The sequence below is a fragment of the Aeromonas sp. QDB17 genome, assembly GCF_027705305.1.
In the GTDB taxonomy this organism is placed as follows: Bacteria; Pseudomonadota; Gammaproteobacteria; order Enterobacterales; family Aeromonadaceae; genus Aeromonas; species Aeromonas caviae.
The window spans coordinates 53,157-76,181 of record NZ_JAPDBP010000008.1; the positions used below are offsets into that span (position 1 = coordinate 53,157).

At 62.1% G+C, this 23,025-nt stretch carries 19 protein-coding genes; 10 read left to right on the forward strand and 9 right to left on the reverse strand.

The features are described from left to right. Positions 1-238 precede the first annotated feature (238 nt). The gene (locus OKC41_RS08770) at positions 239-1,972 is read right to left on the reverse strand and encodes a formate--tetrahydrofolate ligase (RefSeq protein ID WP_201894869.1); all 1,734 of its coding nucleotides are present in this window, start codon (positions 1,970-1,972) and stop codon (positions 239-241) included. A gap of 66 nt (positions 1,973-2,038) precedes the next feature. Here OKC41_RS08770 and OKC41_RS08775 point away from each other — a divergent pair, with 66 nt between their 5' ends. After that, positions 2,039-2,440 (forward strand): hypothetical protein, encoded by a 402-nt coding sequence (locus tag OKC41_RS08775; protein ID WP_010674174.1) that lies wholly within the window; start codon positions 2,039-2,041, stop codon positions 2,438-2,440. Between the two features lie 8 nt (positions 2,441-2,448). On the opposite strand, the gene OKC41_RS08780 is transcribed toward OKC41_RS08775, so the two are convergent. Further along, positions 2,449-3,351, reverse strand: coding sequence for a LysR family transcriptional regulator (locus OKC41_RS08780; protein ID WP_039038856.1), 903 nt, complete (start codon positions 3,349-3,351; stop codon positions 2,449-2,451). Positions 3,352-3,460: 109 nt separating this feature from the next. On the opposite strand from OKC41_RS08780, the gene OKC41_RS08785 reads away from it, so the two are divergent. From OKC41_RS08785 to OKC41_RS08800, 4 genes are all read left to right on the forward strand, one after another. Next, positions 3,461-4,021, forward strand: coding sequence for a YceI family protein (locus OKC41_RS08785; protein WP_010674176.1), 561 nt, complete (start codon positions 3,461-3,463; stop codon positions 4,019-4,021). After that, a complete protein-coding gene (locus OKC41_RS08790) occupies positions 4,021-4,755 on the forward strand; it encodes a hypothetical protein (RefSeq protein ID WP_270671899.1) in 735 nt (244 codons plus the stop codon). Before OKC41_RS08785 ends, OKC41_RS08790 begins: the two co-directional genes overlap by 1 nt. Before the next feature lie 185 nt (positions 4,756-4,940). After that, positions 4,941-6,062, forward strand: a complete 1,122-nt coding sequence (locus OKC41_RS08795) for an adenosylhomocysteinase (RefSeq protein ID WP_270671900.1) — start codon at positions 4,941-4,943, stop codon at positions 6,060-6,062. Continuing rightward, the gene (locus OKC41_RS08800) at positions 6,059-6,370 is read left to right on the forward strand and encodes a SelT/SelW/SelH family protein (protein ID WP_010674179.1); all 312 of its coding nucleotides are present in this window, start codon (positions 6,059-6,061) and stop codon (positions 6,368-6,370) included. The genes OKC41_RS08795 and OKC41_RS08800 overlap by 4 nt, the downstream gene beginning before the upstream one ends. 62 nt (positions 6,371-6,432) lie before the next feature. On the opposite strand, the gene OKC41_RS08805 is transcribed toward OKC41_RS08800, so the two are convergent. Together OKC41_RS08805 and pepT are read right to left on the reverse strand one after the other, a co-directional pair. Beyond that, on the reverse strand, positions 6,433-8,157 hold the full coding sequence (locus OKC41_RS08805) for a lysophospholipid acyltransferase family protein (protein WP_270671901.1): 1,725 nt from the start codon (positions 8,155-8,157) through the stop codon (positions 6,433-6,435). Between the two features lie 105 nt (positions 8,158-8,262). Beyond that, complete coding sequence (gene pepT / locus OKC41_RS08810) at positions 8,263-9,489, reverse strand: peptidase T (RefSeq protein WP_270671902.1); 1,227 nt, start codon at positions 9,487-9,489, stop codon at positions 8,263-8,265. A gap of 1,025 nt (positions 9,490-10,514) precedes the next feature. On the opposite strand from pepT, the gene speA reads away from it, so the two are divergent. Together speA and OKC41_RS08820 are read left to right on the forward strand one after the other, a co-directional pair. Then, complete coding sequence (gene speA / locus OKC41_RS08815) at positions 10,515-12,416, forward strand: biosynthetic arginine decarboxylase (RefSeq protein WP_042882536.1); 1,902 nt, start codon at positions 10,515-10,517, stop codon at positions 12,414-12,416. A 256-nt stretch (positions 12,417-12,672) separates the two neighbouring features. Then, a complete protein-coding gene (locus OKC41_RS08820; RefSeq protein ID WP_010674183.1) occupies positions 12,673-12,861 on the forward strand; it encodes a hypothetical protein in 189 nt (62 codons plus the stop codon). Between the two features lie 45 nt (positions 12,862-12,906). Here OKC41_RS08820 and OKC41_RS08825 read toward each other — a convergent pair whose 3' ends face one another. After that, complete coding sequence (locus OKC41_RS08825) at positions 12,907-13,194, reverse strand: hypothetical protein (protein ID WP_041212754.1); 288 nt, start codon at positions 13,192-13,194, stop codon at positions 12,907-12,909. A 163-nt stretch (positions 13,195-13,357) separates the two neighbouring features. Continuing rightward, on the reverse strand, positions 13,358-15,466 hold the full coding sequence (locus OKC41_RS08830; protein WP_270671903.1) for a bifunctional diguanylate cyclase/phosphodiesterase: 2,109 nt from the start codon (positions 15,464-15,466) through the stop codon (positions 13,358-13,360). 448 nt (positions 15,467-15,914) lie between these two features. On the opposite strand from OKC41_RS08830, the gene OKC41_RS08835 reads away from it, so the two are divergent. Continuing rightward, entirely contained in the window at positions 15,915-16,502 is a 588-nt protein-coding gene (locus OKC41_RS08835; RefSeq protein WP_270671904.1) for a phosphoglycerate mutase family protein, read from the forward strand. A gap of 48 nt (positions 16,503-16,550) precedes the next feature. On the opposite strand, the gene OKC41_RS08840 is transcribed toward OKC41_RS08835, so the two are convergent. After that, on the reverse strand, positions 16,551-19,694 hold the full coding sequence (locus tag OKC41_RS08840; RefSeq protein WP_270671905.1) for a DUF3427 domain-containing protein: 3,144 nt from the start codon (positions 19,692-19,694) through the stop codon (positions 16,551-16,553). Between the two features lie 153 nt (positions 19,695-19,847). Here OKC41_RS08840 and OKC41_RS08845 point away from each other — a divergent pair, with 153 nt between their 5' ends. Further along, positions 19,848-20,315 carry a hypothetical protein gene (locus OKC41_RS08845; RefSeq protein WP_268451949.1) on the forward strand — a complete coding sequence of 156 codons (468 nt, stop codon included), beginning with the start codon at positions 19,848-19,850 and terminating at the stop codon, positions 20,313-20,315. A gap of 110 nt (positions 20,316-20,425) precedes the next feature. Then, positions 20,426-20,794: a VOC family protein gene (locus OKC41_RS08850; protein WP_213319519.1), complete on the forward strand. Its 369-nt coding sequence runs from the start codon at positions 20,426-20,428 to the stop codon at positions 20,792-20,794. A gap of 12 nt (positions 20,795-20,806) precedes the next feature. Here OKC41_RS08850 and OKC41_RS08855 read toward each other — a convergent pair whose 3' ends face one another. Continuing rightward, positions 20,807-21,022: a DUF3955 domain-containing protein gene (locus OKC41_RS08855; protein ID WP_041215489.1), complete on the reverse strand. Its 216-nt coding sequence runs from the start codon at positions 21,020-21,022 to the stop codon at positions 20,807-20,809. 184 nt (positions 21,023-21,206) lie between these two features. After that, the gene (gene gdhA, locus OKC41_RS08860; protein WP_048207349.1) at positions 21,207-22,550 is read right to left on the reverse strand and encodes an NADP-specific glutamate dehydrogenase; all 1,344 of its coding nucleotides are present in this window, start codon (positions 22,548-22,550) and stop codon (positions 21,207-21,209) included. Between the last annotated feature and the right edge of the window lie 475 nt (positions 22,551-23,025).

Here is a 23,025-nt window from a genome sequence, read left to right on the forward strand (position 1 = left end):
GCCAATCGGCGGGGCCTTGTTGTTTATGGCGGGTCTGTTGATGTCAGGGTCGATTAGCGCCGCGTAACCGGTCGGCGCCAGACTGCTTGCCCGATCATGTGGCGCAATCGGGCTATCTCGCCGTCAGGCGCTCAGGGAGGGCAGGCTGCCAGCCTGCACGTCAGCTCAGGCCGACAATCTCCCCGTCATCGTCGATGTCGATATGGTGTTCAGGGACGGTAGACTGCCAGCCTGCGCGTCAGCTCAGGCCGACAATCTCCCCGTCATCGTTGATGTCGATATGGCGATAGGCCGGCAGGCTACCCAGGCCCGGCATGGTCATGATGGGGCCCGCCAGGGCATAGACGAAGCCTGCCCCCGCGCAGAGTTTCACCTCCTCGATGGGGACCTCGAAGTCCGTCGGCACGCCCTTCCTGGCCGGGTCATGGCTGATGGAGAGCGGCGTCTTGGCCATGCAGACGGGCAGGTGATCCTGGCCCTCTGCCGAGAGTCTGGCCAGTTGCTGGCGCGCCTTGTCCGAGAGGGTGACGCCCCGGCCACCATAGCCGCACTCCACCAGGGTGGCGAGCTTGGCGGCAAGGCTCATCTCATCGGGGTAGAGCAGCCTGACCTCACTGGGCTGCTTGCAGGCCGCCACCACGGCGTGAGCCAGATCCGCCGCGCCCGCGCCACCGTCAGTGAAGGCCTGGGAGAGGGCGACCCCACAGGCACCGGCCTGGCGCGCCGCCTCCGCCAGCAGGGCCAGCTCGGCGTCGCTGTCGGTGGGGAAGCGGTTGATGGCGACCACCACGGGCACCCCGTAACGGCGGGCGTTGTGAATATGCCAGGCGAGGTTGGCGCACCCCGCTGTCAGGGTGGGGAGATCTTCCCCTTGCAGGCTGGCCGGCAGCGGCTGGCCCGGCCGGATGTCAAGCAGGCCGCTGTTGGCCTTGAGGCCGCGCACCGTGGCCACCAGCACCACGCAGGCGGGGGCGAGGCCGGATTGGCGATACTTGATGTTGAAGAACTTCTCCAGCCCCATGTCGGAGCCAAAACCCGCCTCGGTCACCACGTAGTCGGCAAGACCCAGCGCCATGCGATCGGCGATGACGGAAGAGTTGCCGTGGGCGATGTTGGCAAAGGGGCCGGCGTGGACCAGCACAGGGGTCTGCTCCGTGGTCTGCATCAGGGTGGGCTTGAGGGCGTCTTTGAGCAGCACCGTCATGGCCCCCGCCACTTCCAGCTGCTCGGCGGTGATGGGCTTGCCGCGCAGGTCGAGGGCGAGCTGGATGCGGCCGATACGCGCGCGCAAGTCCTTGAGATCCCTGGCCAGCGCCAGAATGGCCATCAGCTCGGAGGCGGCGGTGATGACGAAGCGATCGGGGCGCTCGACACCATCGGCAGCGCCGCCCTGGCCGAGGGTGAGGTGGCGAAGCGCCCGGTCGTTCATGTCCAGGGTGCGGGGCCAGAGGATGTTGGCCGGGTCGATATCGAGCCGCGCCAGACCGGTTCTGGCGCTGAACTGGTCACCGAGTTTGCGTTCATGAAACAGGCGGGCATCGAGGGCGGCAGAGGCCAGGTTGTGGGCGGCGGTGAGGGCGTGAAAATCCCCGGTGAGGTGCAGGTTCATCTCCTCCATCGGCACCACCTGGGCCATGCCGCCCCCGGCGGCGCCCCCCTTGACCCCGAAGACGGGGCCGAGGCTCGGCTGGCGAATGGTGGCGATGCTGGGCTGGCCGATGTGGTTGAGCCCCATGGAGAGGCCGATCGTGGTGACCGTCTTGCCCTCCCCAAGGGGGGTCGGCGTGATGGCGCTCACCAGCACCAGCTTGCCGGGCTCGCGGGTGGGGGCGTGATGGAGCAGCGCGAGGTCGAGTTTGCCCTTGTAATGGCCGTGGGGGTGGAGATGGGCGGCCGCTATGCCGAGCTGTGCTGCCACCTCGGCGATGGGCAGGCGGGGGGACTGGCGGGAGATCTCGATATCGCTTAGCATCAGCACCTCGTTGGCATGTCAGGTCAAATATGCGGCGAAGTCTAGAGGAATCAACAGGGTAATCCAATGAGCAATACTATTTTATCCGGCAGTCGTGAGCCCCATCAAAGCCCCATCCTGCTGGATCTCAATGCCCTCTATCACCCGCCCAAACGGCCCCTCACCGCCCTTGGCATCGTCAGCGCCTTCATCCCGCTCTTTGGCTATGGCTGGCAGGCGATGACCCAGGATCCCGAGACCCACTTTCGCCACGAGCTCGGCAAGCGCATCAACAAGCACAAGAGCGACGAGGCAAACCTCGCCCTGATGATGCAGTTGGCGGCCATGCTGGATTGCCACTGCCTGCACGTCACCCTGCCCTATGCGCTGGGGGAGGCCGAGCTCGCCGCCTTGCGCCAGCGCCTGCCACGCTGGCAGATGAGCCAGCAGGATCACCTGCTGGTGGCCGAGCTGATGCCCACCCCCTGAGCCCGGGCTCAGGTCTCCCTGTCCCAGTAGTGGGGCGCCAGATAGCGCTCCTGCACGAATTCGATGAAGCAGCGCACCTTGGCCGACACGAAACGGCGGTGCGGATAGAGGGCATAGAGCCCCACCTGCCCCTTCTCCCACTCCAGCAACAAGGGGACCAGCGCCCCCGAGCGCAGCGCATCCCCCACGATGAAGGTGGGCTGCAAGATGATGCCCTGGTGGTCGCAGGCGGCCCGGGTCAGGGCCACCCCGTTGTTGGCGCGAAGGGGTCCCTGGGGGCGGATGCTGTGCTCCTCCCCATCCCGTTTGAAGACCCAGTCCGGCTGGGTCAGGGTGTAGATGAGGCAGTCGTGCTGCTTGAGATCCTCCGGGGTCTTCGGCCTGCCCCGGCGGGCCAGGTAGTCGGGGCTGGCGCACACCACCATCTTCATCATGGCGAGCGGCTTGGCCACCAGGGAGGAGTCCGGCAGGTTGCCGATGCGCAGCGCCAGATCGAACCCCTCCTCCACCAGGGCCACCCGCCGGTCGCTGTACTCAATCTCGAGCTTCAAGTCCGGGTAGCGCTCGCGAAACAGGGGCAGGGCGGGGGAGAGGTGCAGGTAGCCGAAATCCATGGGCACCGAGAGCTTGAGGGTGCCCTGGGGCTGCTGGTTGTTGTGGGTGAGCTGGCTGTGGGTCTCTTCCAGCTCCGCCAGCAGGGCCAGGGAGCGCTGGTAGTAGAACTGGCCCGCCTCGGTGGGGTTGACCTGGCGGGTGGTGCGCGACAGCAGCCGGGTGGAGAGGGACTCCTCGAGCTGCTGCATCAGCTTGGAGGTCATGGCGACCGAGATCCCGAGCTGATGGGCGGCCTTGGTGAAGCTCTGGCACTCCACCACCTTGATGAAGGTGCGCATGGCGGCTATCTGATCCATATTCCACTCTCGGTTGATAATTATTTTAATAAATCGATGATTATCTATTCTCGATAGGAGGTTAGCATTTTGGACACCGTTGTGAACCCCCAATGAAGGAACGATCGGAATGAAAATGACCAAGGCCCTGCTGGCCTCCTGCCTGTTTATGGCGGCTCCCCTGATGGCTGCCGATTACGATGTCGATGCAGCGCACACCACAGTCCAGTTCAAGGTGGGCCACCTCGGCTTCTCCGAACTGGTCGGCCGGTTCAACACCTTCAGTGGCACCTTCAGCATGGACGACGCCAACCCGGCGGCGGCCAAGGCGAGCTTCGAAATCGATGCCGCCAGCGTGGATTCCAACCACGAGGCCCGCGACAAGCACCTGCGCAGCCCCGACTTCCTGGACGTGAAGCAGTACCCCAAGATGACCTTCGTCAGCACCGGCTATGAAGGCACCAAGGACAAAGGCGTGCTCAAGGGCACCCTGACCCTGCACGGCGTCTCCAAGGACGTGGCCTTCGACCTGGTCCACATCGGCGAAGGCAAGGATCCCTGGGGCGGCTACCGCAGCGGCTTCAACGCCACCACCACCATCAAGCGCAGCGAGTTCGGCGTGAACTACATGGTGCCGAACATCCCTGACGAGATGACCATCAACCTGTTCGTTGAAGGCGTGCGCAAGTAATGGGCGCAGCACTCCTGCTTCAAACCCTGGCGGCTCCTTTAGGGGCCGCTTTGCTGTCGTGGCGCTGGCCGCGGCTGGGCTATCTGTGGGGCGCCCTGGGGATCTGGCTGGTGGGCTGCCTGCTGGGCGGTGCCTATGGCCTGCCGGTCAAGGCGTGGCAGTGGCTGCCGCTGACCCTGCTGGTGCCCGCCCTGACCCAGGGTTCCAACAAGGGGATCGCCCTCGCGCTGTTCGGGGGGCTGGGCGCCCTGGTGTGGTGGCAGGGGCTGGCCTCCGTGCTGGCGAGCGAGCCCGGGATCTGGCTGGCCCTGCTGCCCGCCATCCTCTGGTCTGGCTGGACGAGCTGGCGCGGTGACAGCGAGGAGGGGCTCGGCTTCGCCCTGGCCTTCATCTGGCTGGCGCTGGTCATCGGCATCGATGGCAGCCTGCTCATCGCCCAGCTGACGGGTGCCCTGGCCGCGTTTGCCGGATTCCGTGTCCTGCTCGGCGCCTTTGCAGGGGTCAAGGTGACCCCGGCCGCCCTGGGGCTGGCACTCGCCTTCGTGCAGATGCTCGCCTGGCAGTACGTGGAAGTGCCCCTGCTGGTGCTGCTGCCGGTCTGGCTGTTGCCGCTGCTGGAACGTGCCCTGCACGGGCGCCCGGGACTCTCTCGCTGGGGGGTCTTGATCCTGATGGCGGCCGTCGGTGCCGGAGTGAGTCTGTGGTGGGTATGGCCAGAGGCGTCACTTTACTGATTTCTGCATGAAAAACAGGCTATTACCTTAGAAATTGATGGGCTTGTCAAAGTCTGGACAGATAAAGATTGAGACCCATGGTGCTTTCGGATAAAAAGGATTTTCAATTATCTGGATACACACAGAACCCGGCTATGCCGGGTTCTGTTTGCCTGCTTTCCCGCGGCACGCTAAGGAGGCCACAGTTGCACAGTCAGGGATCTGAGCATCTGTTTTTTCGCCATTTCACCGAACAGGGATGTCTTGGGGATCTCTGCATCCTGCTGGTGACCCACCTGCTTCCCGACAGACCCGACTTCATCCAGGTGCTCGATCGGGTGGGCCGGGTCGGTGCCATCCTGCCCAAACCCAAGTCCGTGCACGGGTCGACGCTGGCCTGGGCTCAGCAGCACTACCCCGTGCTGCCCCTCAATCGCCACTGGACCTCGGATCCCGGTGAGGTGATCGCCCAGATTGCCCCCCTGGTGATGTCTCACGAGCGGCTCATCATCCTCGACATCGGCGGCTACTTCGCCAAGAGCCAGGCGGTACTGGCCGAGCACTTTGGCGCCCGCTTCATCGGGGTGGTGGAGATGACCGAGAACGGCCATCAGCGCTACGAACAGGAGTCCCTGGCGACCCCCGTCATCTCGGTGGCCCGCAGCCCCCTCAAGCAGGCGGAAGATATCCAGATCGGCCTGAGCGTGGTCTACTCCGCGGAGTCCCTCGCACGTACCCTGAGGCGTACCTTCAATGTCTGCCAGGCCGCCCTGTTCGGCTATGGCAAGGTGGGGCGCAGCATCGCTCGGGAACTGCGCTGTCGCAACCTGCATCTGGAGCTGGTGGAGACGGATGCCCTGCGCCAGGTGGAGGCGCTCTCCCACGGCTTCAAGCTGGTGAACAAGGCCGAGGCCCTGGGCCGCGCCGAGCTGGTGATCTGCTCCACCGGCAACGGCTCCCTCGATATATCCGATCTGCAGGCCCTGCGCCCCGGCGCCATGCTGGCCTCGGTCACCTCCGCCGACGACGAATTCGCCTTCAGCCTCGCCCAGCTGCCCTGGCCGAGCGAGGAGGTGTGTCCCCATGTGCTGGCCCTGACCCGGCCGGACGGCAGCACCATCTTTTTGCTCAACCGGGGGGAGGCGGTCAACTTCGTCCACGGTGCCGTCATCGGCGAATATGTCTACCTGGTGCTGGCGGAGATCATCGAAGGGGTGCACCAACTGGCCCATCAGGCATCCACCCCGGGCCTTCACGAATTGCCCCAGGCCACCATGCAGCGCATCGCTCGCCACTGGTTGACCGATTTTCACGGAGTCACCCCATGACAGACACCCATTTGCCCCTCGCGAAACCGCGCATCGAAATCCGTTACTGCACCCTCTGCCGCTGGATGCTGCGGGCCGCCTGGCTCGCCCAGGAGCTGCTCTCCACCTTCGACGGCGAACTGGGAGAGGTGGCCCTGGTGCCCGCCAGCAAGGGGGAGTTTCGCATCCTGGTGGACGGGGTGCTGGTGTGGGACAGGGTGGCCGACGAGGGCTTCCCCGAGGCCAAGGAGATCAAGCAGCGGGTGCGGGATGTCATCGCCCCGGAGCGGGATCTCGGCCATGCGGATCGCAAACCCGCAGCCGAGTAGGCGGCATCACCCATGATGTGAAAGAGGGAGGCGCAGGCCTCCCTCTTTCGTTGCAGCGCCGGTCAACGGTCGCCAGATGTGGCCAGCCCTTCCCCGGCGGGGAGGCCGATATAGCGGGCCCGCTTGTGGGGCTTGATGCGGCTCACGTCCACCCACACCAGGCCGTCGATGCAGTGGTTGAAGTCCGGGTCGATGCCAAAGTCCATGAACTGCACGCCCCCCGGCTCGCACAGCTCGGCGTACTGCTTGTAGAGGGTGGGAATGGCGCAGCCCAGGTTGTCGAGCCCGGCCTTGAGTACCTTGAGGTCGTCCCCGTAATCGCGCCCCTCGAACAGCGTCGGCGTGGCGGGATAGGGGCGGCGGGAAGGGGCGAGGGCAAGGGCGGGGGCGAAGTGCTGGCGATAGAAGCTCACCAGCAGATCCTTGGCCGCCGGCGGCAGGCTGCCGGAGAGGGTGACGGGCCCGAACAGGTAGCGGTATTGGGGATAGCGGGCCAGATAGGCCCCGATGCCGAACCAGAGGTAATCGAGCCCCCGCTTGCCCCAATAGGCGGGCTGGATGAAGCTGCGGCCAAGCTCGATGGCCTGTTCCAGCCGGGGCAGCAGCTTCTCTTCGAAGCCGAACAGGGTGTGGCTGTAGAGGCCATCCAGCCCCTTGCTGGCCAGCCGTTCGGCCACCGGGGCAAAACGATAGGCGCCGATGATGTCGAGGCGGGCGGGATCCCAGAGGATGAGGTGGTGATAGTCATCGTCGAAGGCATCGAGATCCCGCCGCTTGCCCGAGCCTTCCCCCACCGCCCGAAAGGCGATCTCCCGCAGGCGCCCCAGCTCACGCAGGATCACCGAGTGGCTCTGCTCGTGGCGACGATAGAGCAGGATGCGCTGGCCGTCCGGGGTCTGGCCGAGCAGCTCGCACCCGTCGATGGCCTGTTTCAGCAGGCGGCGATCCTCCGGCAGGGCGATGGGGGCCTCGGTCTGCAACCGTCCCGCCTTGCCCCGAGCGATTCGGTAGAGGTGGCCACGCACCAGCCGGGCCGCCGTCTTGGCCGGCAGCTCCTGAAAACTGGCGAGGGGAATGCGCGCCCCTATGGTCACCGGCAGCGTCTGCCCCTGCTGGCGAAACAGCTGGCGCACCAGCAGCAGGGCGGAGGCGGGCTTGTTGAGCCAGGAGGCGAGATAGAACCAGAGGCTGTTGCGCCCTCCCAGGTGAATGGGCACCAGGGGCGTTCGGCTGCGCTGGGCCAGCTTGATGAAGCCGGCCTGCCAGGGGCCATCCTTCACCCCCTTGGGGCCGAGGCGGGAGACCTCGCCTGCGGGGAAGATAACCAGGGCCCCGTCGGCGGCGAGGTGTTCATTCATGGCGAGGATGGCCTGCCTGTCGGTCTTGCCCCCCAGGTTGTCCACCGGCAATAGCAATGGGCGCAGCGGCGCGAGCTGGGCCAACACCTGGTTGGCCACTATCTTGACGTCGGGGCGAATGCGCCCGATGAGGCGCAGCAGGGCCAGCCCGTCCAGGGAGCCGATGGGGTGGTTGGCGACAAGAATGACCCGGCCGCTGGCGGGAATGTGCTCGAGCTCGGCCTCGCTCACCCGGTAGTCGAAGTGGAGCTCGGTGAGGGCCTGCTCGACGAAGTCCAGACCGCGCAGGTGGGGATGGCGCGCGGCAAAGCGGGTGAAGGCCTCCTCATGCAGCAACCAGCGCAGCCCCTGCCTCATCAGGGGACGGAGGAGGGGCTGGCTGGCGAGGTGGGGCAGGTGCTGCCCCAACAGGGTATCGACGTCGAACATGGGCAAGGCTCCGCTGAACTTTGCCCCAGCTTGACGCCCCTGCGTGCCTTTCGTGTGTCGGTTGGGTGACGGTTTGATGACGGGGCGAGCCCCGTCCTTGCCCCCTTACTCTGCCCGCCAGGCAGAGGTGAGGCGCACCAGCGCCACCAGGGTGGCGACCGCTTTTTCCATGGATTGCAGGGGGATGAACTCGTGCTTGCCGTGGAAGTTGTGGCCGCCGGTGAACAGGTTCGGGCAGGGCAGCCCCATGAAGGAGAGCCGGGCGCCGTCGGTGCCGCCGCGAATGGGTTTGATCTTGGGCACCACGTCGGCGGCCTCCATGGCGGCTTTGGCCAGCTCGACGATGTGGGGATGGGGCGCTATCTGGCTGCGCATGTTGCGGTAGTTGTCCACTATTTCCAGGGTGATGCGCGCCTTGGGGGCGTCCAGTTGCAGGGAGGCGACCCGCTCCTTGAGCTGGGCCTTGCGGGCGGCGAAGCAGTCATCGTCGAAGTCGCGGATGAGGTAGTGCAGGGTGGTCTCCTCCACCGTGCCCTCCATCCGGGCCAGGTGGAAGAAGCCCTCATACCCCTGGGTGCACTCCGGGGTCTGCTCGGCGGGCATGGCGGCATGGAAGCGGGCGGCCAGGGTCTGGCTGTTGATCATGCTGCCCTTGGCGGTGCCGGGGTGGACGTTGTTGCCTGTGATGCGCACCGTGGCGCTGGCGGCGTTGAAGTTCTCGCATTCGAGCTCGCCGAGCTCGCCGCCATCCACCGTGTAGGCCCACTTGGCCGGGAAGCGGTCCAGCGGGAAGCGGTCGGCACCGCGCCCTATCTCCTCGTCCGGGGTAAAGCCGACCCAGACATCGCCACGGGGGATCTCGGGGTGAGCCTGCAGGTATTCCACGGCGGTGAGGATCTCGGCGATGCCCGCCTTGTCGTCGGCCCCCAGCAGGGTGGTGCCGTCGGTGGTGATGAGATCCTGCCCCAGGTAGTTTTTCAGGAAGCGGTACTGGCGGATGGCCAGCACCTCGTCCCCCTTGCCAAGGCAGATATCGCCCCCCTGATAGTTCTCGACTATCTGGGGGACGACGCACTCGGCCTCGTAATCGGCGGTGTCCATGTGGGCGATGAGCCCGATGGCGGGGGCATCCGGCTGGTTGCCCGGCAGGCAGGCGGTGAGGTAACCATGCTCGTCCAGGGTGACCTGGCTCAGCCCCATCTGCGTCATTTCGTCGCACAGGGCCCGGGCGAAGAGGCGCTGTCCCTCGCTGCTGGGGCAGTCAGGATTGGTCGCATCGGAACGGGTATGAAAGGTGAGGTAGTGGAGAAAGCGCGAAAGCAGGGTGTTCATGGGCAAGCCTCGGGTCACGAAAGAGGAGTCATTGTGGCCAAGACGGCGGCGCCGCTTATTGCGTCAGCGCAGTTTTTGATGACTTTGTGGGGGAGAGGAGGGCCATCGAAGGGGAGGGGCGGGGATCATTGCTCGGCAGTTTGCATAAAAATTCCAAAATGAAAACTGGTTAAGCAATTGCGAAAAAGCTGAATTTCCCCTCGGCCCAGCGCTGGCAAGGGGTGACCCAAAAAGCGTGACGTGTTGGTTATTTTCATCGCCTCGCCCACGCACTCTCATCCCCCGCCATCCCAGAGCCCGCCTTGCTGGCAGCGAGATTTTGCCCCCCGATGAAAACCCGTTTTTTAACACGATTTTTTATTGTCACTGGCTGCGGTAAGTGTGTACACTCCGCGCCGATCCAAGGGCAACCCTGCGCAGGCCGTGTCCGCCAGACCCGCAGGATCATGACGCCTATAGGGCGAGGCACGCAGAAACGACAGACACTGCTGGGGAATGGTTTCTTTAATACCGGTTAGGCTCCGGTATCAGGGAGAACAACGGACTCTCATCTTTCAGCTGACCGAGTGGGCTTCGGGCTCATCATCTCCCTTGTCATGGGCGGTCACTGGCGTTGAGCGGGTCGTAGTGGTTGTCGTCCATCAACACGATGCGTGCTGACGTCTTCCCTTCTCTTCCTTGAAACCCTCTCCTGTCCGTCGGGATGGCTGCCGAATGATGAACAAACGGCGTGGCTGATGCCGATTGTCATCAAAGTACCGCGGTACGCCGGCAAGGTGTTACCGCATACCGTTGAGCTTGATGTAAAGCCACCAGCCCCACATCAAGACTCGTTACTTCCCAAGATCCACCAGGCAGCCTTGGCTTGCCGCGATGTGCAATGAACAGGATGTGGCGGAGCATGCTCCGTTGCGGGTCCAACGTCAGCAGGCCGCTCTGGCTTGCCGCATTTTGCAATCAATGGTCTGGATGTGATTGAGGGTAACGAAGGCGGCCCACGGCCGCTCATTTGCGAGGCATAGCCCATGACTAACTGGTCCAGCAAGGACTCCTTGAAGGTCTACAACGTTCCCTACTGGGGTGCGGGTTTTTTCAATATCAATGACGCCGGTCATGTGACCGTCTCTCCCGACAAGTCTCGCCCCGAGGCTCAGATCGTGCTGTCCGAGGCCATCGAGCAACTGCGCCAGTCCGGGCTGACCACGCCGGTGTTGTTGCGTTTCCCCGACATCCTCAAGAGCCGGGTCGATGCGCTGTTCAACGCCTTCGGTCAGGCCATCGAAAAGTCAGGCTATGAAGGGGATTACCTGTGCGTTTACCCCATCAAGGTAAACCAGCAGCGCCGCGTCATCGAGACCATCAGTCAGTCCTACAGCGACAAGCCCCGGCTTGGGCTGGAGGCGGGCTCCAAGCCCGAGTTGCTGGCCGTGCTGTCCCATCATCATGAGCAAGGGTCCGTGATCGTCTGCAACGGTTACAAGGACCGCGAATACATCCGCCACGCCCTCCTGGGCAACCTGATGGGCCACAAGGTCTACATCGTGGTGGAGAAGCCCTCCGAGCTGGAAATGGTGCTCGACGAGTCAGCTCGTCTCAACATCAAGCCCAACATCGGGGTGCGCGCCCGTCTGGCGTCCACCGGCTCCGGCATGTGGGAATCGAGCGGCGGTTCCATGTCCAAGTTCGGTCTGTCCGCCTCCCAGATCCTGGCGCTGGTGGAGCGTCTGCGCAGCCTCGGCAAGCTGGACTGCCTGCAACTGCTGCACTTCCACCTGGGCTCCCAGATCGCCAACATCCGCGACATCCAGGGCGGCATCCGCGAGTGCGGCCGCTTCTACGCCGAGCTGTGCCGTCTTGGCGCCAAGGTCGAGGTGGTGGACGTGGGCGGCGGCCTGGGTGTGGACTACGAGGGCACCCGTTCCCAGAGCCACTGCTCCGCGAACTACAGCCTCTCCGAGTACGCCAACAACGTGGTCTGGGGCATCGGCGATGTGTGCCGCGAGTTCGACCTGCCGCACCCGACCATCATCAGCGAGTCCGGCCGTGCCCTGACTGCACACCACGCCGTGCTGGTCACCAATATCATTGGTGCCGAAGGGGTGGAGGTGAACGACATCAGCGCCCCGGACGAAGACGCGCCCACCATCTTGCAGAACATGTGGAAAGGCTGGCTGGACCTGCGCGGGGAAGATCCCTCCCTGCTGGAGATTTTCCACGACTCCGTGGCGGATCTCGGTGACGTCAACGCCCAGTACACCATGGGCCTCTTGAACCTGGAGCAACGCGCCTGGGCCGAGATGCTGCACCAGAACACCTGTCTGGCGCTCAAGGAGCTGCTCAACCCGGTCAATCGCAACCACCGCGCCCTGGCCGACGAGCTCTCCGAGAAACTGGCTGACAAGTGCTTTGCCAACTTCTCCCTGTTCCAGTCCCTGCCGGATGCCTGGGGTATCGGTCAGGTGTTCCCGGTGATGCCGCTGGCCGGCCTCGAGCGTCCGCTCACCCGCCGCGGTATCCTGATGGACATCACCTGTGACTCCGATGGTCAGGTGGAGCACTACGTCGACGGTCTGGGGGTGGAAAGCACCCTGCCGATGCCGGTCTACGGTGAGCACGAAGAGTGCCACGTCGGCTTCTTCCTGGTGGGTGCTTATCAGGAGATCCTGGGGGATCTGCACAACCTGTTCGGTGACACCCACTGCGCGGAAGTGTGGCTGGATGAAGAAGGCAAGATGGACATCCGCAACGTGGTGCGTGGCGACACCGTCGACCAGCTGCTGCGTTACGTCAACATCGACCCGTCCGTGATCCGCGAGAACTACCAGCGTATCGTCTCCCACCCGGCGCTGGACGACGAGACCCGCAAGGCCCTGCTCGACGAGCTGGAGCTGGGTCTGCAAGGCTACGCCTACCTGGAAGACGAATAAGCCAGCGGCTTGTTCCCCGTCGGTCAAATGACGGACATGAAAAACGGCGCCTTCGGGCGCCGTTTTTGTTGCGCTGTTGCCTGGCTGGGGCCGGTTGGCGGGCTAGGTCACCCGGGCTGGGGGCATCCGGCCCCGGCCAGATCCGGCCACTGCCCGCTTCTGCCCGCCACCTCCCTTGATCCAGGTCAAGGGGGACTTAGGTCCCTTATTTTACGGTCAAGGGTGATGTTGGTGAATGACACATAAGGATGTGCGTATGGAACTCAAGAGGGACCCGAGATGCTATACCGACGTCTGTATCGACGGTAAGTGGTATCACTACGATCACTGCAGCACTCACGTTTATATGCTGATGGGGGGCGCCGCCCCCAGCCTGCAGCTTGCCCATGAACCCGGCAGTGAAGAGGAGCTGGTGGAGATGCTCCGCCAGCACCCTCAACGCTGACTGCCTGCGGGCCATCGGGGGTATCGCCCCGGCGGCCCGCCTTGTTCAGCCCGCCTTGCGGCCCAGGATCTTCTTGCCCATCTCCAGCAAGGCCGTTGCCGCCGCATAGGCCTCGTCTGACTTGCCTATCTCGTCCGCCACGTAGAGAAAGCCGGATCTGTACTTCTCCACCGCCTCGCGGGGAGTGGCCGCGTCGATGAAATCCTCTTCCACCTCGAACCCTTGCGTCAGCAGCGCCTCCTTCTCCGTGAGGAAGGTGGGGGAGGCCATGTCGACATAGGTATATTGCTGACGGCGGGAGGCGGGGACGCTGAAGAACTGGTATCTGGCCATGGATGTGGCTCCTCTGAACGGGTGATCTGCCATGGGGGCGCTCTATGCGCCCGGCAAAATAAAGGAGCATTCGAGTCTTGCAGCAGACTACCTTGAGTCGTGAAGGGACGCAATCGGGCTGGTGATGACCCTGGCGACACGGGCGCAGCGCCCCACCAGCTTGTCAGGCAAGCACACCTTCCAGCACCTGTTGGGGAGTCTCCGGAGCGCAGTGGACAAGCAGTTGCTCCCCGGTCATGGGGCGCCCGAGCAGGTAGCCCTGCAAGGTGTCGCAGCCCAGCTCGGTCAGCAGGTCGCGCTGCTCCGGGGTTTCCACTCCCTCTGCCACGATGCGCATCTCCAGGGCCTGACCCAGGGCGATGATGGCGGCGATGATGGTGGCATCATCGCCCCCCCGTTCCAGGGTAGTGACAAAGCCCCGGTCAATCTTGAGCTCGTTGGCGGGGAAGCGCTTGAGGTAGAGCAGGCTGGAGTAGCCGGTGCCGAAGTCGTCGATGGAGATGCCAAGGCCGAGCTCGGCCAGACGGTTGAGGATGGCGAGGCTCTCCTCGGCCTTCTGCATGGCGGTGGATTCGGTGATCTCCAGGGTCAGGTGACGGGCCTCGAGCCGATGGCGGGCCAGAGCGCCCTGCACCTCCTCCAGCAACCCGGGGCTGGCGAGCTGAATGGTGGATAGATTGACCGCCACGCTCCAGTCGTGATGACCCGCCGCCCGCCAGGCGCTCATCTGGCGGCACGCCTCGTCGATGACCCAGTTGCCGATGGGGATGATGAGCCTGCTCTTCTCCGCCAGCGGCAGGAAGCTGGCCGGCGAGACGGCACCATGCATCGGGTGCTGCCAGCGCAGCAGGGCCTCGGCGCCGACCACCTGGCCGCTGCGGGCACAGTATTTGGGCTGGTAGTGCAGGGCCAGCTCCCCCCGCTCCAGGGCGTGTTGCAGCTCCTTGTGCAGCAGGAACTGCTGGTGGGCGTTGGCGTTCATGGCGCTGTCGAAGTAGTAGTAGTCGTTGCGCCCCTGCTCCTTGGCGTAATACATGGCGGCATCGGCGTTGAGGGTCAGCTCGTGCAGGCTGGTGCCATCCTGGGGATAGACGGCAATGCCGATGCTGGCGGTGATGTGCAGGCTGTGGTGCTCCCACTCATAGGGCTGGGCCAGGGTGGCCAGCAGCCGCTCGGCAAAGGCCGTGGTCTGGCTCACATCCCCCGGCGCCAGGGCCAGCACGAACTCGTCCCCGCCAAAGCGCGAGGCGGTGTCGCTGGCACCGAGCAGGCCGGTGATGCGCTGGGCCACCTCGGCCAGCAGCAGATCCCCGGTGTGGTGGCCGTGGGCATCGTTGATGATCTTGAAGCCGTCGAGATCGAGAAACAGCAGGGAGAAGCTGCGCTGGCTGTGCTGACACTCCTGGATGCGCTGCTCCAGCCGGTCGGCAAACAGCAGCCGGTTGGGCAGCCGGGTCAGGCTGTCATGGAGCGCCAGCTTGAGCAGCTCGTCGTGGGCCTGGTGCAGGGAGGTGGAGAGCCTGGCGGCGTGGGCATCCAGCATGGAGAGCACGAAGGCGATGGCGAACACCGCCAGGGTCACTATGATGACCACGGTTGCCAGCCACTGGGTATTGAGACCGGTGTAGAGGGCCCCGCACAGGCTCTCTGCGGGGAACTGGGCCGCCGCCATGCCGGTGTAGTGCATGCCGATGATGGCTGCCCCCATCACCAGGGAGGCGAAGGCCTTGCTGAAGAAGGCGCGGGGCGAGCTGTTGCGCAGGCGAAACGCTATCCAGAGTGCGGCACCCGAGGCGAATACCGCGATGAGGATGGAGAGGATGAAAAGCCCAGGCAGGTAGTGGATGCCGGGTGCTATCTTCATGGCCGCCATGCCGATGTAGTGCATGGTGGCAATGCCGGCCCCCATCAGCACGGCCCCGAACAGGATCTGGTGCCAGGGGAGCTGGGGACGACTCACCAGCCAGAGCGCAAAGGCCGAGGAGCCGATGGCCGCCACCAGGGAGAGACCGGTGAGGGTCAGATCGTATCCCAGCGCGATGGGCAGGTTGAAGGCGAGCATGCCGATAAAATGCATGGACCAGATGCCGAGCCCCATGGCGAAGGCTCCCCCCGCGAGCCAGAGCACGGCGGCCCGTCCCCGGCTCTGGCTCACCCGGCTGGTCATGGTCAGCGCCGTGTAGGAGGCGAGCACCGCCACCAGGATGGAGAAGAACACCAGATCCTGGCTGTAATAACTGTCGAGCATGGGGTGGGTTGGGGTCACGTTCATTTACTCTGGGGTACATCATGGCCTGAGCCTGGGCCGGGTCAGGGGAAATCGGGTGGCAGATTGTACACCAGGCGTCCCTGTCATGAGCCAGAGATACGTACCAAAATGGCCCCCGGATCAGAGCAAAAACTCTGTCTTTTCTGGCATTGGCCGCCATCCTGTGACCGATAAACCGGCACATCCCCATTTTATCCCGTCTGAACAACAAGATAGGGGGAATGGGGCGCTTGCCACGGCGCTGGCGGGCCCGTGGCGAAGGCGTGTGGTATGCGCACAAGGCGCCTGTGCGATAAAGGCGCGCAGCCCCTGTTGCCCTTTCACGTATAGCCGCAGGCCATGCGCTCAAGGAGTCAGCACAAGCCTGCATCCTCCGGGTCTTGGTTGACCCGGTACATCTGTTATCATCTTCCCCCTGTTTTCTTATCTCGTTGACTCTGCTGGAGAAACCATGTCTCGAACCCTTTATTTGCTGCGCCACGGCCAGACCCGTTACAACGCCGAATTGCGGTTGCAGGGGCGGTGCAACTCCGAGCTGACCCCCAGGGGCGAAGCCCAGGCCCTCGCCATGGGGGCCCGTCTGGCCAAGCTCCTTACCGAGCCCACCGACTGGACGATCTACGCCAGCCCCCTCGGCCGGGCACGGCAGACGGCGGAGCGGGTGTGTCAGCAGCTTGGCTTGGACCAGGAGCGCATCATCTGGGACGAGCGGCTGGTGGAGCTAGGGATGGGGGAGTGGGAGAGTCGCCGGGTGCCCGAGCTGCTGGCGGCCCACCCCGAGCTGGATCTGGAGGAGCCGGACTGGTATCTGCGGGCCCCCCATGGCGAGAGTTTTGAAGGCATTCAGCGCCGGGCCCGGCAATGGCTTGAGGACGAGCAGATTGCCGAGCAGGCCATCGTGGTTTCTCACGGTCTCTTTGGGGCCATGCTGCGCGGCGCCTATGTGGATCTGGACTACACCACCACCTGGCTGCAGGAGCTGCCGCAGGATGCCTTCTTCAAACTCAGTGGCGGTCGCATAGAACGGATTGCCTGCTGACCACACGAAGGTGGCCCGCCGTGGGTGGGCCTTGTTGTGATGGGTCGCTCAGCCAACTGCCAATTTGGCCGCTTCTTTCCACATAAAAGGCGGCATCGGAGTAGTGAGACGCCATTTAATGTTCATCGGTTGGCTACCGCTGTGGGAGATGTACTCCACCTCACCGAAGTTCACAAAGCCAAGGGTGCGGCCAAATTCATCTTTGCTCTGCTCACGAACGAACAGAAACACGCGCTTACCCTCTGCCCTGTGGTTTATGTAACTCAGCCCCTTACCTCGCTCTGGGCGAGCGCTGTTTTGGCTCTGCCAATGGAACAGTGACTCATTAATGGCGTAGTCGTGATAACGGGTGGTGGGGGAGAAGTGCTGCTCCGTTTTGTTCAAGGTCACGAACAGCAACTCGATATTTTGCTCTGCGATGACATAGACCCCTTCGCGAGCCGTGGGTTGCTGCGCGAAGGTGGTCGCGCCAAAGCCAACCAGTACCTGCTCTCTGGCATAACGGGCATGCAGTTGCAGTGGATTGCCGGGAAGGTCAGGCATGGCCAGTTGCTCGTGTTGCACCCGGTTGATCAGCATGGCCAACAGATCTGCAAGCTCGGCCCTCAACTCTGGTTGATTGAGTTGTTTCAGGCTGTGCGCCAAGGAGCTAAAGCCTGCGTTGGGGCCGCTTTGTTGCCAGAAGTCGTAATGGCACATCAAGGCCATCCGCTCATCGTGCTCAGCCGTTAAGGTAAAGGCGCTTTCCACCAAGGTTTGTAAGAAGTTCAAGTAATGGAGCGCATCGCAGCCCAATAGCCGGGTTTTGATGGCCCGGGTGTAGAGGGTCGACAGCTTCTCATCACTCATTTCAGAAATGGTATGGTTGTGGGCCTGTTTGACCAAGGCGCTCCAATTGCCGCGCTTGTAGATCTCCTCAAGGCTGATATGAGGGTAGAACTTCAGAAAATTCGCCAGTGTCAGCGGTAAATCGCAATCCTGTGAGAAACGGCGGATCAGGCCCATGAGGCGCGAGGTATTGAGAGTCGCCTTTTTGATATTGCTCAGAATTAACTCTTGGGTCTGTTTTGAGAGCTCGATGCGGCAGCCCAAGGGGGCGTGAGGGAAGCCCTGTTTGATCTCGTGGCTGATCGCCTTATTGGTTTTACCCACCAGTGCCCGGAATTTCTGGGCAAAGTCATACTCCGCACGGGCATTCCCAACAAAGTCCAATACGGTGCAGCACTCTTTATCGCTCGCCAGCCGCAGGCCACGTCCCAATTGCTGCAAGAAGATGGTGAGGCTTTCCGTTGGTCGTAAAAACAGCAAGGTATCGACTTCCGGGATATCAACCCCTTCGTTGAAGATGTCCACCACGCAGAGAATATTGATAACGCCGGTACGCAAATCTTGTTGCTTACTATGTCGCTCGTCTCGGTTATCGCTAGTGAGGATGTCAGCCTTGATGCCCTTCAATAAAAATGCCTTGCACATAAAGTCGGCATGTTCACGGCTCACACAAAATGCCAGTGCTTTGATCTTGGTAATATCGGTGACGATCTCATTGAGGCTCTGGACTATCTTCTGTACCCGCTGCTGATTGTGGGTATAGATATTGGTGAGCTCAGTGATGTCATAACGGCCATTTTTCCAAGTCACTTGGCGCAAGTCAGTATCATCATCGATACCAAAATATTGGAACGGACAGAGATGGCGACGATTGATGGCCTCGGGCAAGCGGATCTCTGCTGCGATGACACCACAAAAGTCGGCAAGAATATCACCGCCATCATGGCGCTCTGGCGTTGCGGTTAATCCCAACAGAATCTGAGGTTCAAAGGTGGCGAGCAGACCGCGATAACTGGCCGCCGCAATATGGTGAACCTCATCAATGACGATGTAATCGAAATAGTCTTGACTAAGACGTAAATTAGCCAGCTGGTTATTCAAGGATTGCACCGAGGCAAACAGCTGACGGTAGTGGGTTGGCACGGCGCCGCCGACCAAGAGTTCGCCAAAATTTGATTGCTTGAGCACTCCGCGGTACGAGGCTAATGCTTGGCGCAAGATCTCCTCTTTGTGGGCGACAAACAGAAACTTGGCATCGGGTTTGGTTTTCAAAAAACGCGCAAAATCAAAGGCGGAGATCAGAGTTTTCCCTGTACCGGTAGCCGCTACCACCAAGTTACGAAAGCGCTGGTGTAAAGCGCGCTCCATCGCCAATTGTTCAAGGATCTCCAGTTGATGGGGAAACGGCGTGATATCAAAGAAATAGGCAGGGTTATTTCTGTCCCCATCCCCACGGGCCTCTTGCAGTGCATGCTGCAATTTTGTACGGCTTTCGAGCTTGCCATCAAACAGCTCAAAATCATCGGATTCCCAATAGGTTTCAAAGGTACTCAGGGATTTCTCGATAATATGAGGGATCTCTTGCGAGGTGATTTTTAGGTTCCACTCCAAGCCGCTGGTGAGGGCAGAGTGAGAGAGATTGGAGGAACCTATATAGCCGGTATGAAAACCGGTATTTCGGCAAAAGAGATAGCTCTTGGCATGCAACCGCTCGCGCTGGGTGTTATAGCTGAGTTTGATTTCGGTATTTGGGAGGCTGGCTAAAAATTCAACTGCCTTGGCGTCGGTCGCCCCCATATATGAGGTAGTAATTACTTTTAATTGGCGGCCGCTGCGAGTGAACTCTTCCAGCTCATGACGGAAAATACGGATACCTGCCCACTTGATAAATGAGACCAGCCAGCAGATGCTATCTGCCGATAATATCTCCCGTTTAATCTCTGACTCCATCGACAAACCCGCATTGCTGCCGCAGAACAGCTCACTTTGCGTTAGACCGGTCAGAGGGGAAATATCGTCAACATATTGTTTTAAATTGGCAGAGATGGGGTTATCCAACTGGTAGAGCGCGGTCAGAATTTTTCCCTGACTGTCGATAAGGTTCTCGCCAATAAAGTCTGGGTCTTGTATGCGATCTTTTAGCCAAAGCAATAACTGGTTAGCCAGCTCAATCTGCCGTTGTAATGGGTCATCGCCAGTGACCGAGCCTACAGCATATTCCAACACACGAGTTAGGAATCGTGATAACCAGACTGCGGCCTCCGCAGACTCCAGTTGTCGTTCCCCGATGTAGAAATGCGATCGATCTAGTCTTGATGCCAACAGTTGTGTGATGAGTTGTTCATAAATACCACATTGCTGCATGGTGACTGACCTTGAATCTTGTGCATAGGGGGAGTAGGCAGGGTATCATTTTTTTTAGCTAAATCAGTAAGGTGTTATCTAATTTTGCCCATTTGAAGATCTATCTAGCCATGGGCGGCGAAGATAGAGAAGGCGAACCACAGGGAGGTGGTGATGGATCCAATATCTTATCTTTTTTCGGCTTATCTCAATCTGGTGCAGCAACAGGTGACGGATATCTATGGCACCGAGCTAAAAACGCTGGTAGTGCCCTATGAGGGAGAGCAGGTTCCCTTCTCTTTCCAGCTCTGGCAGATAAAACAGCAAAGTGTCTGCCGTCCCTACGAGCAAGATGTGCGGCGCTTCAGTCAGTGCACGGTCAAGGCGCAGGCACTGTTTGGCAAACTGTGCGATGACCTGACACGACAAGACGACAGCAGTTGGCAGCTTCCCAAGTACCGCACCATGTACTGCTCAGCGGCTGTCGGTTATCGCCCCATGATCGCGGAGATCGCCGACGCCCAGCAGAGCCCGGGGAAGCTCGCGGAGCGGGCCTGTAATCAGGCCATTCTGGCGGCCATGGGCAGTGATGACGAAACCCTGCTGGCCCAGCGTGACAAGGCGTGTGCTGCCGTGCGTTAAGGTATTTCCCTAGTCAAAATAAGTGGTTAGCCCTCCTGTGCACCATGCCACAGTTTCTATTGAGGCGGGTGGGTATGATGGTGCGGCAATCACCATGACAGGGAGCAAGCATGATCAGCCATATCGACCATCTGGTATTGACGGTCAGCGACATTGAGCGAGCGGTGGCATTTTACAGCGGCGCCTTCAAGATGGAGCCCATCACCTTCGGGGCGGGGCGCCGGGCGCTGCGCTTTGGCAACCAGAAGATCAATTTGCAGTTGCTGGGGGAGGAGGTGCGCAACCGGGCGCAGGTGGGGTCGGGGGATCTCTGCCTCATCACCCGCTGGCCCCTGGATCAGGTGATGGCCCAACTGGCGAGCCAAGGAGTCGAGATAGTGGAGGGGCCTGTGATGAAAAGCGGTGCCTGTGGTCCCATCGAATCGGTCTATTGCCTGGACCCGGATCAGAACCTCATCGAGATCAGCCGTTATTGCTGAGCCCCTGGCGCATCAGGGCCGGTTCTCTTCCCCTTTGGCGAGGGCCCTGCGCAGTAGAGGGCGCAAGCTGAGTACCATGCCGATGAAGAGCAGCAGATAGCCCAGGGGCAGCAGGGCGAAGGGCTCGTGCAGGAATCCCTGTGTATCCACTGTGGTGCCCAGCAGGTTGAAGGCCACAAAGCAGCCGAGCCCGGCCAGGATCAGCAGGGCGCCTATGGTCGTTGTCATCTCGTTCTCCTCGTTCGCGTATGGAAGAGGGGGGAGGGTGTCATGGCTGGGTGAAGCGAGCGTGAAGTGGTATCGGGCATGCAACCTGCGTCGCCCAGGTTAAAGCAACAGCTATGCAGATAACACAACAGGGCAGCCATGGGCTGCCCTGTTGCTTTGGGGGATGTCACGGGAAATGGCGTGACTAGCAGACCCCTTGCGCCAGCATGGCGTCGGCCACCTTGACGAAGCCGGCGATATTGGCGCCGCTTTCGTAGTTCACATGGTCATCATCCTGACCGTAACGGACACAGGTGGCGTGGATGCTGGTCATGATCCCCTTGAGGCGGGCGTCCACCTCCTCCCGGGTCCAGGAGAGGCGCTGGGCATTCTGGCTCATCTCGAGGCCCGAGGTGGCAACCCCGCCGGCGTTGGCCGCCTTGCCCGGGGCGAACAGCACCTTTGCTTCGTGGAAGAGACGGATGGCGGCGGCGCTGGAGGGCATGTTGGCCCCCTCGGCCACCAACTGCACGCCGTTGGCAATAAGCTGCACCGCATCTTCGGCATCCAGCTCGTTCTGGGTGGCGCAGGGGAGGGCGACGTCGGTCGCCAGGTGCCAGGGGGTACGGCCGCTGAAGAACTCGAGCCCGAGCTCATGGGCGTAATCGGCGACCCGCTTGCGCTGCTCGTTTTTAAGCGCCATCAGGCGGGCCAGCTTCTCGGGGGTGAAGCCGTCCGGATCATAGACGGTGCCGCCGGAGTCGGAGGCGGTGATGACCCGGGCGCCGAGGGCCATCGCCTTCTCGATGGCGTATTGGGCCACGTTGCCCGAGCCCGACACCGAGACCCGCAGGCCATCGAGGGACTGGCCGCGATGGGCCAGCATGGCGTCGACAAAGTAGAGCAGGCCGTAGCCGGTGGCTTCCGGACGAATGAGGCTGCCGCCAAAGGAGAGTCCCTTGCCGGTGAAGACGCACTCGGCGCTGTTGGTGAGCTTCTTCATCATGCCCGCCATGTAGCTCACCTCGCGCCCGCCCACCCCGATGTCGCCCGCCGGCACGTCGGTGTTGGCCCCCAAGTGGCGATAGAGCTCCAGCATCAGGGCCTGGCAGAAGCGCATCACTTCTCCTTCGCTCTTGCCCTTGGGATCGAAATCGCTGCCCCCCTTGCCGCCGCCCATGGGCAGGGTGGTGAGGGCGTTCTTGAAGGTCTGCTCGAAGGCGAGGAATTTCAGCACCGAGAGATCCACCGAGGGGTGGAAGCGCATGCCGCCCTTGAAGGGACCGATGGCGGAGCTGTGCTGCACCCGGTAGCCGCGGTTCACCTGCACCTGGCCCTGGTCATCCACCCAGCTTACCCGAAACTGCACCAGGCGCTCGGGTTCCACCAATCGCTCCAGCAGGCCGTGTTGCAGGTAGCGGGGGTGGCGCTCCACATAGGGCCAGATGGAGGCGATCACCTCGCTCACGGCCTGGATAAACTCGGGCTGGTGAGGGTTGCGGCTGGCGACCTGGGCCAGGAAGGCCTCCTGGGAGAGGGAATGACTCATCTTTAACTCCTGTCGTGAATGATGAAAGTGGCGTCCTGCCAGAGAGGGGATCATGCCCGTCTTCAGGGGTCGCGGGGCTCAAGGGGCCCGTTGTTGCGCCCCGATGGGGGTGTCATTTCCCGTCGTCGGCGGGTCAGAGCAGATAATTCGCGATGACCAAAATCTTTTTATGCATTTTTGCTGGATAAATATCAAGCGTTAGATCATCTGGCTATCTGCCGAAGGCCGCACCCTATCTTCGGCGGCGGGGCCCGGCCCATGAAGTGAGCACCATGAAGTGAAAAGAGGCGGGGAGTGCGCGGTGCAGCCCAATCAGGGCCGCGGCGTCACCGCACGCTGGATAATGGGGGGCCTGCTGCTGCATCAGGGGCAGCACCCCCTGTGAGCCAGCGGCCAGGGTGCGACGGGGCCGGGCGCGGGCGCGTGCAATGTGCTACTGTAGCGGCGTTTTTTGCCGAACATGCAGGGCGCAGGC